Below are 16,896 nucleotides of genomic sequence, written 5' to 3' on the forward strand. Positions count from 1 at the left end.
AGGTAGAGAAAGATGAAGAAGAGCATCAAACAACAAAAGGCAGTCTTAATCATACTGCTAAGTAATATTTTTATCGCATTTCTGGGTATTGGTCTCGTTATTCCCGTTATGCCATCGATCATGGCCGAGATGGATCTATCGGGCAAAACGATGGGTTACCTGGTAGCTGTATTCGCTGTAGCGCAGCTGCTCATGTCGCCGATTGCCGGCCGCTGGGTCGACCAGGTCGGCCGAAAACGAATGATTGTGATCGGCTTATTCATATTCGCCGTTTCGGAATTGATTTTTGGTTTAGGCACTCATGTCTATTTGTTATATATCTCTCGGGTACTGGGCGGCATTAGCGCCGCATTCATTATGCCAGCCGTTACGGCATACATTGCGGACGTGACGACCATCGAAGACCGTCCGCAAGCAATGGGCTACTTGTCCGCAGCGATAAGCACGGGATTCATCATTGGCCCGGGCATTGGCGGTTTCATCGCGGAATACGGAATTCGTCTGCCGTTCTTCTTCGCAGCGGGCATTGCGTTCCTCGCTTGTATCATGTCGATGTTCATCCTGAGGGAGACGCTCACGAAGGAGCAGATTGCAGAGATGGCGACTCAGACAAACCAGTCCAGCTTCCTTGGCGATTTGAGAAAATCGTTGAAGCCGGTTTATTTTATCGCCTTTCTGATCGTATTCGTGCTCGCCTTCGGCTTGTCGGCCTATGAGACCATCTTCAGCTTGTTCTCGGATCACAAGTTCGGCTTCACGCCAAAGGATATCGCCGCCATCATTACGATCAGCGCGATCTTCGGCGTTGTCGTTCAGGTGTTCGCGTTCGGGAAGATGGTCGAGAAAATCGGCGAGAAGCGGCTCATTCAGCTCTGCCTCGTCGCAGGCGTAATCCTGGCGGCAGTGTCCACGGTCGTATCCGGCTTCTGGATCGTGCTCGGAGTAACCTGCTTGATCTTCCTGGCCTTCGACCTGCTGCGTCCGGCATTAACCTCTTATCTGTCCAAAGCTGCCGGCAAGCAGCAAGGATATGTGGCAGGCATGAACTCCACATACACCAGCCTCGGCAACATCGTCGGCCCTGCCTTAGGCGGATTGCTGTTCGACATCAACATCAACTATCCGTACCTCTTCTCCGCTGTCGTGATGTTCGTCGGCCTTGCCATTACGTTCGTGTGGAAGGAACGGCAGATGTCTGAGGGGCTGGGGGAGTAACTCTGCTGAGCCACACCTGATATAAAAACGAAGCCTTCCTTTGGATGCTTACAGCGCATTCGAAGGAAGGCTTTTGGTATATACGACTAGGCATCAAGCACCTTCCCAACAATTTGCTCTGTTACAATCTTAACTACTATCCCTCGATCTTGTTGCTCTGACAGCTAGCCGTTACGTTGGTTCATAGAAGCTGACTCCTGCAGCGACACCTCACACCGTTACAGAACTGAATCCGACGGGTTTGCTCCTGCAACGACGCCACACAACGTTACAGCGCTGAATCCAGCGAGCTAGCTCCTGCAGCGATGCCACACACCGTTACAGCGCTCAATCCGGCGAATTAGCTCCTCCAACGACGCCACACAACGTTACATCGCTCAATCCGGCGAGCTAGCTCCTGCAACGACGCCTCACACCGCTGCATCGCTCAATCGGGCGAGTTTGCTCCTACAGCGACGCCACACAACGTTACTGCGCTCAATCTGACGAATTAGCTCCTGCAACGACGCCACACACCGCTGCATCGCTCAATCCGGCGAGTTTGCTCCTGCAACGACGCCACACATCGTTACAGCGCACAACTCAGCGCGTTTGCTCTTGCAACGCCACCACACACCGTTGCATCGCTCAATCCGGTGAATTAGCTCCTCCAACGACGCCTCACACCGTTACAGCACTGAATCCGACAGGTTTGCCTCTGCAACGCCACCTCACACCGTTACAGCGCACAACTCAGCGCGTTTGCTCTTGCAACGCCACCACACACCGTTGCATCGCTCAATCCGGCGAGCTAGCTCCTGCAACGACGCCTCACACCGTTACAGCGCTCAATCCGGCGAGCTAGCTCCTGCAACGACGCCTCACACCGTTACAGCACTTATTCCAATCGGCTGAATGACTTGTATTGGTTTTCAAATGTGAGCGCAAGCTCTAGATCAAGGGTTGCCAGCCTTCATGTGACGCCCCCCCTCGCAGTGGGAGATTCGCGAGGATCTAGCAATCACCAGCTCAAGTTTTATATCTATCTCTATGCCCTGCTCTCGCAATGTACGGGTAATTCTCTTGGTTCTATTTCAAATATGGACCGCTCAAAACCGATTGTTTTGGATATAGCAAACCATCAATAATCTCAGCTAGGATAGATCCATAACGATAAATATCATATGTTTATTTCGCACGAGAAAGGAAGCCACTCCCTATGAGACCTATGATTCATGCACAAAGAAATTGCGAGGATTCGGAAAAGATTGATGTTTTCCTGACAAAAACGCGTACCGGCTTATTAGGCTTGGCAGACGGGCCGCAACCATACGTCGTACCATTGAATTACGTCTGGTGGAACAAACATATCTACTTTCATGGGCTGAGCAGCGGCAGAAAGATATCCGTGATTCAGCAAAATAACAATGCATGTTTTACCGTATTTGAAGAGTATGGAACCGTCACCGATCCCGTCCCAGCCAAAACAGATACGGCCTACATGAGCGTTATGCTATTCGGAATTGTGGAAAAAGTGGATCAGCTAGATGACTCCACGGCTGTTCTTCAGCAATTTTTGAACAAGTATGTACCTGGTTATTATGACCGCCCGTTATCGAAGGCCCATGTGGATAAATACCGTTCCTCTCTTGATCAACAAGCGGTATCCGTATATCGCCTGCGGCCGCACGCCATAACAGCGAAGGAAAATCCGATAGACGAGCAAAACATGTATTATTCGGGCAGATCGGTATCCGATTGCCCAGCTCATTAAATTGCAGGAGCGGCTCTCTATGTGATAGTATTCGAACCATCTATCATTTACACGAGATCCATTGGAGGGGCCAGCCTAATGCTAACCGTGAACCGCGATGACAACCGTCCTATCTGGCAGCAGTTGCTGGATCAAGCTATCCATAACATTACAACAGGAAAGTGGCCTCCAGGCGAGCTGCTGATCCCATCTCGCGAGCTTGCCCAACTGGTAGGGGTGTCCCGCTCGACAATCCAGGTCGTATATGAGGAGTTGTATAGCCGTGGATTTACGGTCACTTCACGCCGAGGCGGCACTAGAGTCAACGATTGGATCTACCGCCCTCATGCCTCCGAGTCTGTCGCTTCCGAGGGGCCGCTTCAGCCGGAACTGCCGGCCTTGCATGCAACCGCAAGCCACTTGCAGAGCTGGCTCCACGGCAAGGAGAATACATATGCCGATATCGACTTTAACCCTCACGAGCCATATTTGGACGAACAATTCCATAAGCAATGGCGGCAGTCATATATACAAGCCTCATCCATACCTGACTTGACCCAATGGTCTTATGGCAATGCCTATGGCTATGAGCCGCTGCGCGAGCAAATACAGAGCTATTTGTCTCTTGCGCGCGGCGTCCACGTACATATTGATCAAATCATTTTAACTTCAGGGGCTCAGCATAGTCTTGATCTAATCGCCCAAGCGCTCTTGCAAGAAGGAGATACGGTTTCGGTTGAAGACCCCGGCTTTCCGGCAGCCTGGATGGCGATGAAGTATCGGCGCATAGAGGTTAATCCTGTTCCTGTGGATGCGCATGGGCTGCAAGTCGATCATATTGACCCGAGTTCCAAGCTTGTTTTTGTTACCCCGTCGCATCAATGTGCGACGGGTGTCATCATGTCGGAGCCGCGCAGGCAGCAATTGCTGCATCTGGCTTCACAACGCCCTTTTTGGATTGTTGAGGATGATTATGACAGCGAATTCCGCTACCGGGGCGACCCGCTTCCAACCTTATACAGCCAGCTCCCGCAAAACACGCTGTACATGATGAGTTTCTCCAAAATGGTTGCTCCCGGTGTTCGGCTGTCAGCGATCATCGGTCCTAAGGCGGCTATTCGCCAGATGGCCCAAGTCCAGCAGCTGGTGTATCGGCATCTTCCGATTATGGAGCAAGTTGCGCTTGCTCATTTCATCGAGCACGGGCACTTTATCCGCCACATGCGCAGAGTCCGCAATATCTACCGGCGCCGGCATGAAGCGATGACGAAGGCTATCAGTGCAACCGATCTCGGTCAGCGCTTCACGCTAAGCGGAGTAGAAACGGGACTGCACATGCTGCTTGAAGCTGATGCGTCCTTCGACGAAGAAGCAGTCACAACTCAAGCGCTCAAGCATGGGGTTCGAGTATATCCGCTAAGCATGTATTGCCTCTCGTGCAAACGCAGGGGGTGGGTGCTCGGTTTTGCGAAAGTTGATGAAGCCGCTATTGAAGAAGGCATCTATCGACTATCGGAGATGCTCTCGTAAGCGGAGCATACCCGGCTCAGATTTTTGGTCAGCCTCATAAGGCCTCCCTTCGCATCATAAGGCTTTATCCGAAATAGCCCATGCATCTATGCATGGGCTATTAAGTCTCCTGCCTTTCCTCTATTCATCCCCCCCGAACATCTTCATTCCAGTAGTAGCCGTCCGGCAAATAACGCTGCCCGAATACGTTCGTACCTACCCGAATAATCGTGGCACCTTCTTCGATAGCCACTGTATAATCGCCGGACATCCCCATCGAGAGTATACCCATCTCTACCCGCGGAAGCTCCTTAGCCTTGATCTGCATTTGAAGCTGCTTTAACAACCGGAAGCAATCGCGGGTCTCGTCACGCCTTGCGCCTAGCTTTCCAATCGTCATTAAACCCTTGATGTTCAGCGAGTCAAATTGCGATAATTGCTCGACCAGTTCCAGCGCCGCTTCCGGCAAAACGCCAAATTTGCTTTCCTCATATGACGTGTTGATTTGCACTAGAATATCCATGGTCTTATGCTCGTTCCGCAGCTGCTGATGCAAGGCTTGGCCTAATTTCAATCGGTCTACGGAATGGATGAGGGTCACATATTTGATCACATCTTTCACCTTATTCGTCTGCAAATGGCCGATAAAATGCCATTCCACCTGCCCGTATTGCTGCATGAGCGGAAATTTGCTTCGCAGCTCCTGGGCTTTATTTTCCCCGAATAAAGTTTCCCCCGCTTGCATGGCTTGTTCGAGTTTATCAACCGGAACGGTTTTGGTCGCCAGCAACAATTTCACTTCATCGGGCTTCCGCCCTGAAGCGAGGCACGCCAGTTCCATCTGGCGCCTGACCGATTGAAGATTTTGTTCGACTAGTATATCCATATCCATCACGCCCTCCAACAGCTAATCAAAGCTGATCTCCCGTACACGCTTGATTGCAGGTACCGCGCTCAGAGCATCTATCACTTGCCCGGGCACTCTCTTATCCACTTTCAGGATCATCACCGCCGAACCGCCAATCTCCGTACGGCCAACTTGCATCGTGGCAATATTCACGCCGCTTTCCCCCAGCAGCATTCCGACACGCCCAATGATCCCCGGTTGATCAAGCTGCGAGATCAAGAGGATATATCCTTCCGCTTTGAGCTCTACGGGATAAGGTCCAATACGAATGAGCCGTTCGCCTACTCCAGCCAATACCGTCCCTGTGACCCATCTTTCTTCCATGGTCGTTTTTAAACGAATCGTGATCTCATCGGTCATGCCTTGTATCATAAAGGATGTGGATGTCTTAACTTGAATACCCCGTTCCTTCGCTCGATATAAGGCATTCACGACGTTGATCTGTTCCGGGCCGAGGTGATGCGATAATATGCCTTTGAGCGCATAAGGCACAAGTGGCGCGATATCGATATCAGCTAGCCCTCCCGAGCATTCGATCGACACCTCCCGCACAGCTCCATCCGTCATTTGAGCCAGCGATTTGCCCAGTTGTTCGCACAAGCCATAGTAAGGCTGCAGCTTATTGCGAAGCTCTGCCGGAATTGCAGGCATATTCACCGCATGCTGAAACGGCTCGTTGTGCAAACAATGGATAACCTGCTTCGACACAGCTACCGCTACGTTCTCCTGGGCTTCAATAGTAGATGCACCAAGGTGCGGGGTAACAATAATGTTCGGATGAGTAAAAAAGGGATGGCTGGGCTCCGGCGGTTCCTTCTCAAATACGTCAAAAGCAGCGCCGGCCACAATCCCTTCATCAAGCGCTTCGAGCAGGGCGGCTTCATCAATAATTCCCCCTCGGGCGCAGTTGATCACACGCATCCCCCGTTTCATCACGCTGAATTGCGGCTTCGCAATCATATGATGCGTGTCGCTAGTAAGCGGCGTATGTACCGTAATGAAGTCCGCTATTCGCATGATCTCATCGCTTGCCATAAGTCTGATCCCCAGTTCATCCGCCTTTTCCTCCGGCAGAAAAGGATCAAAACCAACGATGATCATACCGAACGCCGCTGCTCGCTTGGCAACCTCAACACCGATGCGCCCGAGTCCCAGCACGCCGAGAATCTTGCCTCGCAGTTCAACGCCCAGAAAGGACTTGCGGTCCCATGCCCCGGCAACGGTTGTCGAATAGGCTTGAGGGATATGCCGAGCCAGCGCCATCATCATGGCAAAGGTATGCTCGCATGTCGTGACCGTGTTGCCATTCGGTGCATTGAGCACTACAACTCCCCGAGTCGTTGCGGCATCCAGGTCAATATTGTCAACGCCGACCCCGGCCCGGCCAATGACTTTCAATCGTGCCGCAGCTTCCAAGACGGCCGGAGTCACTTTCGTATGAGAACGGACAAGCAGCCCGTCATAAGCGCCGATGATCGAGATTAGCTCTTCTTCGCTCAATCCCGTCTTCTTCGTCACTGCCATATCCGCTGCACAAGTCAGCTGCTGCAATCCATAATCGCTAATCGGGTCAGATACTAAAATCTTATACATGGGACATCCTCCTTCTTTTTTCGAACACTTAACCGGTCCATTCATGTCAGAGCTCCCTGCTAGTGTATCAGGTGCTGGATTGGAAATGGATATCCAAAGCTATCGTTATCAAGCAATCCAAAAAGGGGTTGAAGCAAAAAAAGAAGACACTTATGCTCAAGTGTCTTCTTCCTATGGGATTAACCTTAATCAAACTGGTCTACACCGAACATCATCCATGTTAGCAGCAGTTCATAATAGTTCAGCAGCAAGTAGAGCACAGAGGCATATACAATCCCTGTAAGGAACAACGTTCGCCCTCTCCATGGCTTCAAAAAAATCAGACCCGCCATAATCTGGGCCATTAGAATAAATGAGCGTATCGATTCTTTCATCACCACAGATTTGCCAAGCAAGTCTATCCATTGTTTAACCAAACCGCCGTTTCCGTAGTCAAGGACCAATAGAAAGCCGAGAATTAGCGGGATATATAAGGCGATCATCATTCTCCAAGCTGCATTCAGCGTGGGAAGCTTTATTTTTCTTTTCGATAATATCAATGCGCATACAAAAGTGAATAGTGCTTGCATGATGACAATACGCAAAAACGAATTGGCAAACCGTTCATTGGGCAGATTAGAATCTATGAAGTAATGAACGCCTATCAGAATGAAATAACCAAACAACATAGACAAGAATAAAGAAAGCCATATCCTGACCAGCTTGCCGAAATATGATTGAGTGGATGCGGCATGCTTCAAAATCGTTAAACCTCCTCAGGTTACAGCGCATTTATAGCCAGGTTATTTCAACACCATTAATAAGCCGCGATTTGTTTATGATCTCTATCAACGCGAATAAGTAGGCCATAATTAAAAAGTACATGATTGAAGAATATAAAGTCCCTGTGATAAAGCTAGCCCTGTTGTTCCACGGCTTCAAAAAAATCAACCCGGCCGCAAGCTGCAACATTACGCTAAAGTAAAATACGTCATCATTATCAAAAGCAGTCCAATTCAATGCGCCCGCAAGCTTCAATAACGGCTCGCTAAACCATACATCAATTGCCATCAATAATCCCAAGGCAAGCGGTATCAGTATAGCTATCACTAGCCCCAAAATTGGACTAAACCTTGGACGTATTGCGCCTGACAACAAAAAAGCGAATAAAAGAGCAACCAGCGCTTGCATCACGACATAATGAGAAAACGGACTGTTATATAGAAAACCAATAAGGTCCGAATCAATCAAATATAATACACCCATCAGAAGAAGATAGCCAAACAATAAAGACAGAAATAACGATAGCCAAAATTACAACGTTCGGATGAAGATTAAAAATCATCAGAAGTATAAATTCTGCTGCACGCTGGACATTTCAAATAAAATGTTCTTTTATAGTTTTTTGAATATGCCACCGTTCCCGGATGTTTTGTCCAGCCTTCACCTAGAAATTCATCTTTTGAGAACCTCTTAAGGCTAGAATTGCAATCCTTACAGTAATGCTTTTTGAAAAAATAATCTTTTAATTGTTTAAAAGTAAATTCATACTCAATGGATTTATTGCTATCTTTCCTTCCAGTAAATATAAGCACTCCCGCGATCAAACAAAACATGATAACCGCCGTAATGATATCTTTAGAATCTTCCACCTGCTAATTCCCCTCTATGTTCGTTAAACTCCTGACAATAGCATCACGACAATTGGATAATATTACAATCCCTTTTGAATATACCATGCCTTTGGACCTATGTATAGAAAAGGTTCGCTATTTCGCTTCCGCCCTCATTTACCATAAACTCACATCATCCAACATTTCTAGCAGGCGCTTGCCACGCCCGCTCGGGACTATCACTATAGTGATGAATCCCCATATTGGGCGCACAAATAAAAAAAGGAACAGCTCATCACTGTTCCTGTTGCTTTAAATTAAACCTTAGCGCGCTGAAATTCATGCGTTTGTAGCGTGCGTATTTCTCCTGCTTATTCGGACGGTTTCCATTCATCGAGCGCTTGCTGATGCAGATTTTGCATCATCTCCGCCCACTTTTCCATCTCCTGAAGCTTAGTGTTCCCCATCTGGCCGGCGCTCTTCATTGCCTGACGACCTTGCTCAACCATTTTGCTAAGCTCCTGAAATCCTTGTATTCGAAGACGTATCGCATTAACCCAAGCCTCATCCGACAAAATAAAATAATCCGTTCGATCCAGCGGTTTCTGAGTGATGTCCAACAAGCCGATGGTGGTCAGCAGGCGAATGTTCGTTGAGACGCTGCTTCTGCTCACCTGCAATGTCTTGGATATGGTTTCCGCCGAGATCGGTTCGGAAGCCGTCAGGAGCAAACCTAATATTCTCCCTCCAATTCGGGGGATTCCGTAACTCTCGTAATACAGTCCCATTTTATCAATAAACTTTTGGATACCCGCAGATATCTTCAACTCAGTTTGCTTCTCAGACATGATGCATTCCTCTCATTCGATATTAGCTTTTGCATTAATGGGACTGTGTTGGTCCAGAAACGCTAACATTAGCCGGTTGAACTCTTCCGGATGATCCTGATTCGCGCAGTGCCCTGCATGGTCGATCCAGTGAAATTCGCATGCCGGCTCGCGTTCTGCCCATAATGGCGCCTTTTTCTTAATATTCCCGGTCTTGTCATGCACTCCGCAAACCAATAAAAACGGCCTCTGAATGCGATAATCTTCTTCTTCATGCAAGCTTGCCGTCGTCGCTAAGAATATCTTCTTAAAATCGGTTGCTCCAACCAGATGGAAGCATTCGTGCAAATACTCGTGAACATCCCGCTTGACCGAGCTGGCGCGAGCGCTTTGTTTGATCATCATGTTCCATGGATAAATGGACAAGAGAAAAGGTGTCATGCTGATTAGCAGCTTTTCCATGAACGAGAGCTTCATTGTGTTGCAGGTGCAATCGATAAGAATCAGGTTTTCCACCCTGTCGGGGTGATAGAAGGCGATCTCTTGCGCCGTATTCCCGCCCATAGATTGCCCGATAAAAGTGGCTCGTTCTATGCCTTCCCTGTTCAAAATAGCCAACATGTCCTCGACCAGCAGTGGAATGCTAAAGTCTGCTCCGATCGGTCTGGATTGTCCATGCCCTCTGGCATCCCACAACAGCATGCCGTATCTGTCATCGAGAGCTTGAAGCTGTTCGTTGAACATCCGGTGGTCCGCTCCCGCGCCATGCATAAATACTAACCACGGGCCGCGATGTTCAGGAGTCATCCAGTAATGGATCGTACAGCCATCCTTCTCTATCGTTCGTAGTTCCAGCGGCATTCCCGTTCCCCCTTAGTACATTTCGCTTATTTCAGTTTATACTGAAATCAATGAAATTACAATATATCTGCTTTGACTGCATTTTATTCTCTTAAAATAATGTGCGCTCTTCTCCCCCTCTTTTTCTCTTCTTCCTATAAAACTCACTTTTTTTCTATTGAACATTGTTTCTAGACATTGTACATTAGTAGTAATCTGGAAATGATTAGTTGATTAATCAAATTACATTGCAATTCACCTCAGACGCAGTTTTTCCTTACAGTACTCCCCTATCTATGGCTTGAAACCGCTCAATCATCAGATCTATACCTCATAACAGCTTTGGACATTCAACATCCCTTTTCCCATTTCAGTAAAACAAACGCTTATTTAAGTATGGACAAAATCAGGGGGCTAATCGAACATGCCAAACCAAACAATGGAAAGCTACTGGCTTCAGGAGCTTGAAGAGCCGTTGCCGAGATTGGAGCTGCCTTATGACAAAATGCCGGATCGCAGCCGGTCTGATAAAGGCAGCGTAGTTGCAACTAAGGTTGGACGCGAGCGAATGGAGCGTGCGGATGCGTATGTGCAACAGCAACAGGCGGATATTCACACCTTGCTTTTATCATGCCAATTCGTTTTGCTTCACAAGCTGACTGGCGACCGTGACATAATTATTGGTATCGAGTCTGAAAATGATGATCTTTTCAGTGAATCGCGGCCGGATCGGCTTGGGCTTCCGATCAGGATCAATTTGCATGAGGGCATATGCTTCTCTGCCTTGCTGCGGCAAGTGGCGGAAAAATGCTCGCTTGGATTTCGCAACAGCCATTTTCTATTTGAGGAGCTTGCACCCACGCTCAATATCAGGCAAGCTGGCCTGGAGGACGCGCAGTATTCATCCATGTACCGGTCTACAGATTCTTCCCTCTCCCCCAATATCGCCGATAACTCTACTTTGCCTTTAATATTGCAATTCTGCTTGGATAACCATGAAGCTCAGCTTCAGCTTATATACGATCCATCATTATTCCGGGCGGAGACGATCGAGGTTTATATGCGTTACTACTTGCATATTGTCGATCAGGTGCTGGATCAGCCCCAACTGGATCTGGCTTCTATCGGATTGCTCTCTGAACAAGAGATTGAGGCTTCACTGCTGGCCTCCTCCGCTCCCCGCACGGACAACGATACGAATCGTCTGATGGCTCATGAGCAGTTCGAGCGTCAAGCCTCCCTTTCGCCTGACGCTCCAGCCTTAATATTTGAACACAAAACAATAACTTACCGGGAACTGAATGCCCATGCCAATAGACTGGCCCGAACGCTGCGGGCAGACGGGGTTGCGCCCGATGATATTGTGGTGCTCATGGCCGATCGGTCCCCCGATTTGCTTATTGGCCTATTAGCCGTGTTGAAAGCGGGCGCTGCTTATCTGGCGATTGATCCGACCTTCCCAGAGGAAAGAAAGCAATTCATGCTGGAGGACAGCGGCTGCCGTTACCTGCTCTTGCAGAAGGCGCTTCAAGGCGATATCGATGCAGAGCGGATTTGGTATCTGGATGAAGATACGAGCTACCATGAGGATGAGCGCGATCTTGAGCCTGTGTCTGGCATGAATAATCTGGCATACATCATCTACACTTCCGGATCTACCGGACGGCCAAAAGGCATCATGATCGAGCATCGCGGACTTGCGCATTTTTTTGACGGGTTTGCGGCCCAATTGCCGCTTCATCCGGGGCAACGCATCTTGGGACTTGCGACGGTGTCGTTTGACATCTTTATCGTAGAAACCTTGCTCCCCCTCTCGCTCGGCATGACGATTGTGCTGGCTAGCGAAGCGGAGAAAAACGATCCTTCCCGCTTGTCGGTCCTGCTGACAAAGGAACGAATCGATGTGTTGCAGCTAACTCCGTCCCGCTACAAGTGGTGGTCGGCTCAGACTGGCGCCACCGAAGCCTTCAGCTCCTTGAGCTTGCTTATGATTGGGGCAGAGCCGCTAACGCCATCCATCTGGCAATCGCTAAAGGCTTGTTTGTCCCCTTCTGCCCGGCTATTCAACCTGTATGGCCCGACGGAGACAACCGTGTGGGCATCGGCGCAAGAGGTTACGGAGGAGCAGCATCCTATTACGATTGGCAACGGCTTGGCGGGAACACCTTTCCTTGTCATGAATACCGACGGACAGCTTCAGCCGGATGGAGTGCCGGGCGAGCTGTACATCGGCGGGCCTGGACTTGGCCGGGGATATATGAATCGTCCTGATCTGACCGAGGCGGCCTTTGTCAGCCATCCTTATCGCATGGGCAAGAAGCTGTACCGTACCGGCGATATTGTCCGCAGGCTGCAAAGCGGCGAATTCATATATATCGGACGGCGGGATTTTCAAGTAAAAATACGCGGTTTCCGCATTGAAATGGGCGAAATCGAGCAAGTGCTGCTTCGTTATCCTGGCATTCGCGAAACGATCCTTCATACCGTGCCAATTGCGGGACAGGATGAGCTGGCGCTCTGCGCCTATATCGTCGCAGAAGAACAGCCGGAAGCTGGTACGCTGCGCCAATATCTGGCCAGCCAGCTTCCTGCCTATATGATCCCTTCCTATATGATGAGTCTGGAAGCCATTCCGCTTACCCCTACAGGGAAAGCGGATCGCAAGTCGCTGCCTGACCCGGTGAAGCATCCCGAATGGCTGCTTCAAGACTTCACAGCCGGCAGTGAGCAAGACAGCGAACCGCATAATGAGCAGGAAGCCATCTTATTTGCGGTATGGGAGAAGCTATTAGGCCACCGTGCTTTTCACCGGAATCAGCCGTTCTTTGATGCGGGCGGCAGCTCCATCATGATCATCCGGGTCTGCAGCCAATTGGAGCAAGAGGGCTGGAAGCTGAAGGTGGAAGACATGTTCCGGAACCAGACGATTGCCAGCACTGCCCCTCTCATGAAACGGACGGCCTCAGAGCACCAGGAGTGGAGCCTTTTCTCAGGCACAATTGAAGGAAAGGTCGAACTGATCGGGGCTCAGCAGTCGTATTTGGCGAAAGCATTGTCCGGCACAAGCGGAAGAGGATATGACTATAGCATCGTCTACCGTCCTGAAGGCTTTGACGAGAGGCTGCTGGCGCTTGCTCTAGGGCGCGTGATGGAGCAGCACGATGCACTCCGCATCGGTTTTTTTCCGAAGGGTGATGAAGTGGTTCAGTATAATCAGGGGATGTTCACTCCGGTATTCAAATTTGAGCATAGCGAGCCGCTGAAGGAGCTGCCGATTATCTCTTATATGGAGGGGCTAATGGAAGGCGCTGACCGCCGGAGAAGCAAATTTTCCGACTGGCGTCTGGAGGCGCATTGGTGCAAGGGAGAGGCAGGAGATTATTTGGCCCTCATGGGGGATCCGCTTGTGATGGACGCCACTTCCTGGAATATCCTATTGGAGGATTTAGGGTCAGCCTACCAACAAGCTGCGGCCTCGACCGATATTCGCCTGACCGCCAAAACAAACTCGTTCCAGCTTTATGCACAGCTGATGAAAGAGCAGGAAACCAAGCTTAGCGGACAGCATCAGATTGACGGGCTGCATCATGCGGCGATCCATAGATACACCGTCAGTCTGGGAACCAGCTCGTCGGAGATGCTCCTCTCCTCCTTCACCGATGCGAACGACGAATGGTTTGCAGAAAATATATTGGCGCATATCTTGCTTCAAGCCATTGCCGAAAAGCATCGTGATGAGCTGGCGCATATCAGACTGGATGGCAGATTGGTCCCTATGCCGGGGTTGAATTACAGCCGGACAATCGGCAGAATGGATCAGACTTTGGCGGTCGCGCTGAACCAATATGCTTTTGAACCGGATCGGCCTATTCAGGAATTTGGCGTTGAGGATGACAGGTCCTCTGCGGAAGAAGGCATAATCACGGAATCTCCCCGTCTCCTTATTCGGATGGACAAGCTGGCAGTCTCTATTCCTGGATGGGACGCGATTCGTCATTACCGGCAGCCTGCAGGCCACTATGAGATCGAAGCCTCCTTCGGTAGATTAGAGTCAGAGCTATATATAGCGTTCGATTATGCCAACAGCGAGGATTCCGCTAAAATAAGACTTCTTGCGGACAGAGCGCTTGGACTGGTGCAGGACGTTGCCAGCTGGTACAAGTAAGCTGCATATAATAGGCAAATAGCCGCCAGTTCATGAGCTGCACCCTAATCGTTAGACATCATGTAACGATTAGGTGCAGACCATTCATGCAGGCGGCCTTTCGATCATAGCGTTACGCTAGAGGCGTGCAGCAGCGCTGTGCCGGTTGGAGCGGTTCTGTCTGATGCCGTTTCAGTTGCTCCATCAACTTAGGAATCAGCTCCAGCTCCATATCCCGCATACGCTCCAGATTGTACTTGATGCGCTCATGCACCCCCGGGATTCCCTTCACGACATGCTCTGCATAGAGGTTGCGAGACTGATGAGCGAGCTCCTCCAGCTCAAGGAATTCAAGAAGCAAGCCTTCATCTTGCGGAAGTGCGTTTTCTTTTTGCAGATAGGCTGCGCGACTTCTTAGCATTTTCTTATGCTCCCAGAGCAGATGAAGCTGTCTGGGCGGATTTGCCCGCACAAGGGACTCTGGTTGATGGCTTAAAATGTGGAAATGCTCGATCAAGTGGTCATAGCAGGCAATCCCGAAGGCCAGAAATTCTTTGTCAGGCGAGAAGTAGCGGTTCTGGTCATTGTTGCTGCTTTCGGAACGCAAGTATTCCCCTAGCTGCTCGTAAATTAAGCGGATGTTCAAGGAGTAGACAAAGTGAGGCAGCAGTGTGAAGAAGTAGTTGTATTGATCATAGATGGCGTGGTTTTTCAGGTAGTTGTCGATGGAGTGGAAAGCCTGTTCCAGTTCGTCAAAGGTGGTCTCGTGGTAGCCTAGCAGCAGGTCTTTGCCGAACCCGTAGGTGTGATAGATATGGCGATCTTCGTCATAACCGTAGATAAGCACATGATGGGGAAACGGGTAAGCGTGGTATGCGGTGGTGTAGGAGATGTGATATTCATCGAGAAATAATACGGGATAAACGCCCTCCTGAAGCTTCTTCATCAAGAAGGGATGAAGCGAATCCTTAAAAATCTCATAAAGCATAGGTGTATCTAGCGTACTGGATAATAGGAAGGGATTGTGATTAAGCTCATTATTCCCCCCGCGATAGAAGTCAAAAAACAATTCTTGCTTGTCCTCCAAATAATTCTTGTTGCAGCATACCTGGATAAAGTTGCTGTAAAACCAAGGATTGAAGTTCGGCATCGAACTCGTGATGCTGAGTGTGTACGCCCAACTTAACAGCCCATACAATGGCGGATGGACAATCGGAAGCACATGCTTGGCCAACGTAAAGAACCCCCTGTTCGTCGGATAGGATAGAATGAATGGCTATAAATTTTGTGATAATCTGAGAACCTAATCCTTGTTATTATATCAATTTTTCGGTTTTTTTGTAATAAATTAAACGAAAATGTTGCGCACAGAATCACGACTACCTTGTATGACCCTCTAACTGTTTTCACCTCGTTTTCAACGACAAAAAGGCACTTACCCGCTAAGGTAGTGCCTTGTCTGATAGTAAGCTCGAGAGAATAATCTGGCGGTCATTGCACTCGTGCCGAAGATATATAGTTTTACGTCCCAATTTTTCGATCTGGGTTGCCATTCTCCTGTTTCAATAGAATCATGCTACGCATCTTCCTCCGCCACGCACGGTTCCTGGCTATTTAATCAAGACTCTACGGATTAATTCCATCCTTGTTCATTTAAAACAAAGCTCGTAAAATTCTTCCGAGAAGCCGAACCAAATGATTCCTAAAACAATCAAAAGCACTCCAAATATCTTCAATATGATTTCCAATGGTCTGGGTATTGATTTTGTTGTGAAATCTTCTTCAAATTCGGAATTAGGTTTCATCATCCTGTAACTTCTATATCTAACAAATGTATAAATCAAATCAGGGAATGAAAAAAATACGACTCCTAATAAAAATACAGGTATCGAAAGATAACCAAACATTTCAGCAGACCATTCTAAATCTATACCACCATCATAACTTCCTCTATATCTCATATTAATGTCCTTCAATCTAATAGACTATTAGGCTGTGGCTGGACGGAAGTATCATAATCCCGCCATGCATGTCATCGCCGAAAATGACTCGCCACTTTGTTATGCATCTTCAAATGGCTCTCGTCTTGCTGGAAGGAATTGTGGATAGCCTCGTTATTCCCTTCGCGCATAAATCAAAAAAACAAATTGAATATACTAATCATCAATTCATTCTTTTGTCCGTAGGGCCCAACTATAGACTGAACTTTCATTTAAAATATACTTATAAAATTTTCAATAAAGGATGATAGTATTACATTCATAATAGCTAATGTCAGAATGGACAACGGTATTGAATAATCTTGTAAAAACTTTGTATTTAAGAATCTAAATTTTATTGATTGATAATTCGTAATTTGATGAAACATATCGTTAATATCAAGCAGTACTTCTAGATACACAATAAAGAGAGTACAAATAATTATAAATAAATTCTGTTCAGCTTGGTCATTTGTCAAATGCTGAACTAGCAACACAACCCATACAGTGAATGCAATCCTACCTAAAGACTTCACGAATAAAACTACAGGCTTAATG

The 16,896-nt window shown here is 48.4% G+C and carries 13 protein-coding genes; 4 read left to right on the forward strand and 9 right to left on the reverse strand.

From position 1 onward, the window contains the following. Positions 1-12 precede the first annotated feature (12 nt). From D3P09_RS04855 to pdxR, 3 genes are all read left to right on the forward strand, one after another. Positions 13-1,215 carry an MFS transporter gene (locus D3P09_RS04855; RefSeq protein WP_120107673.1) on the forward strand — a complete coding sequence of 401 codons (1,203 nt, stop codon included), beginning with the start codon at positions 13-15 and terminating at the stop codon, positions 1,213-1,215. Positions 1,216-2,413: 1,198 nt separating this feature from the next. Continuing rightward, entirely contained in the window at positions 2,414-2,968 is a 555-nt protein-coding gene (locus D3P09_RS04860; RefSeq protein ID WP_120107674.1) for a pyridoxamine 5'-phosphate oxidase family protein, read from the forward strand. A 78-nt stretch (positions 2,969-3,046) separates the two neighbouring features. Beyond that, entirely contained in the window at positions 3,047-4,477 is a 1,431-nt protein-coding gene (gene pdxR / locus D3P09_RS04865) for a MocR-like pyridoxine biosynthesis transcription factor PdxR (RefSeq protein ID WP_120107676.1), read from the forward strand. Between the two features lie 124 nt (positions 4,478-4,601). Here pdxR and D3P09_RS04870 read toward each other — a convergent pair whose 3' ends face one another. The 7 genes from D3P09_RS04870 to D3P09_RS04900 all read right to left on the reverse strand — a co-directional run bounded on the left by D3P09_RS04870 (position 4,602) and on the right by D3P09_RS04900 (position 10,236). Beyond that, positions 4,602-5,342: a YggS family pyridoxal phosphate-dependent enzyme gene (locus tag D3P09_RS04870; RefSeq protein ID WP_120108528.1), complete on the reverse strand. Its 741-nt coding sequence runs from the start codon at positions 5,340-5,342 to the stop codon at positions 4,602-4,604. A gap of 21 nt (positions 5,343-5,363) precedes the next feature. Further along, entirely contained in the window at positions 5,364-6,956 is a 1,593-nt protein-coding gene (serA, locus tag D3P09_RS04875) for a phosphoglycerate dehydrogenase (protein ID WP_120107677.1), read from the reverse strand. Between the two features lie 185 nt (positions 6,957-7,141). Further along, positions 7,142-7,696, reverse strand: a complete 555-nt coding sequence (locus tag D3P09_RS04880) for a hypothetical protein (RefSeq protein ID WP_120107679.1) — start codon at positions 7,694-7,696, stop codon at positions 7,142-7,144. A 31-nt stretch (positions 7,697-7,727) separates the two neighbouring features. Then, the gene (locus tag D3P09_RS04885) at positions 7,728-8,186 is read right to left on the reverse strand and encodes a hypothetical protein (protein WP_120107681.1); all 459 of its coding nucleotides are present in this window, start codon (positions 8,184-8,186) and stop codon (positions 7,728-7,730) included. Positions 8,187-8,269: 83 nt separating this feature from the next. Further along, positions 8,270-8,587, reverse strand: a complete 318-nt coding sequence (locus D3P09_RS04890; RefSeq protein WP_120107682.1) for a BTB/POZ domain-containing protein — start codon at positions 8,585-8,587, stop codon at positions 8,270-8,272. Positions 8,588-8,919: 332 nt separating this feature from the next. Continuing rightward, complete coding sequence (locus D3P09_RS04895) at positions 8,920-9,396, reverse strand: GbsR/MarR family transcriptional regulator (RefSeq protein ID WP_120107684.1); 477 nt, start codon at positions 9,394-9,396, stop codon at positions 8,920-8,922. 12 nt (positions 9,397-9,408) lie between these two features. Further along, the gene (locus tag D3P09_RS04900; protein WP_120107685.1) at positions 9,409-10,236 is read right to left on the reverse strand and encodes an alpha/beta fold hydrolase; all 828 of its coding nucleotides are present in this window, start codon (positions 10,234-10,236) and stop codon (positions 9,409-9,411) included. 403 nt (positions 10,237-10,639) lie between these two features. Between D3P09_RS04900 and D3P09_RS04905 the strand changes: the two genes are divergently transcribed. Further along, positions 10,640-14,380 (forward strand): non-ribosomal peptide synthetase, encoded by a 3,741-nt coding sequence (locus tag D3P09_RS04905; RefSeq protein ID WP_120107687.1) that lies wholly within the window; start codon positions 10,640-10,642, stop codon positions 14,378-14,380. Between the two features lie 112 nt (positions 14,381-14,492). Here D3P09_RS04905 and D3P09_RS04910 read toward each other — a convergent pair whose 3' ends face one another. Further along, the gene (locus D3P09_RS04910; RefSeq protein WP_120107688.1) at positions 14,493-15,593 is read right to left on the reverse strand and encodes a cysteine peptidase family C39 domain-containing protein; all 1,101 of its coding nucleotides are present in this window, start codon (positions 15,591-15,593) and stop codon (positions 14,493-14,495) included. 415 nt (positions 15,594-16,008) lie between these two features. Continuing rightward, the gene (locus D3P09_RS04915; RefSeq protein ID WP_120107690.1) at positions 16,009-16,320 is read right to left on the reverse strand and encodes a hypothetical protein; all 312 of its coding nucleotides are present in this window, start codon (positions 16,318-16,320) and stop codon (positions 16,009-16,011) included. Positions 16,321-16,896: the final 576 nt, after the last annotated feature.

The organism is Paenibacillus pinisoli (assembly GCF_003605435.1).
Lineage (GTDB): Bacteria > Bacillota > Bacilli > Paenibacillales > Paenibacillaceae > Pristimantibacillus > Pristimantibacillus pinisoli.

Coding starts and splice junctions, on each gene's coding strand:
- D3P09_RS04855 (WP_120107673.1), top strand. CDS start 13: ATGAAGAAGAGCATCAAACAACAAAAGGCAGTCTTAATCATACTGCTA.
- D3P09_RS04900 (WP_120107685.1), bottom strand. CDS start 10,236: ATGCCGCTGGAACTACGAACGATAGAGAAGGATGGCTGTACGATCCAT.
- D3P09_RS04915 (WP_120107690.1), bottom strand. CDS start 16,320: ATGAGATATAGAGGAAGTTATGATGGTGGTATAGATTTAGAATGGTCT.
- pdxR (WP_120107676.1), top strand. CDS start 3,047: ATGCTAACCGTGAACCGCGATGACAACCGTCCTATCTGGCAGCAGTTG.
- D3P09_RS04860 (WP_120107674.1), top strand. CDS start 2,414: ATGAGACCTATGATTCATGCACAAAGAAATTGCGAGGATTCGGAAAAG.
- D3P09_RS04905 (WP_120107687.1), top strand. CDS start 10,640: ATGCCAAACCAAACAATGGAAAGCTACTGGCTTCAGGAGCTTGAAGAG.
- D3P09_RS04895 (WP_120107684.1), bottom strand. CDS start 9,396: ATGTCTGAGAAGCAAACTGAGTTGAAGATATCTGCGGGTATCCAAAAG.
- serA (WP_120107677.1), bottom strand. CDS start 6,956: ATGTATAAGATTTTAGTATCTGACCCGATTAGCGATTATGGATTGCAG.
- D3P09_RS04870 (WP_120108528.1), bottom strand. CDS start 5,342: ATGGATATACTAGTCGAACAAAATCTTCAATCGGTCAGGCGCCAGATG.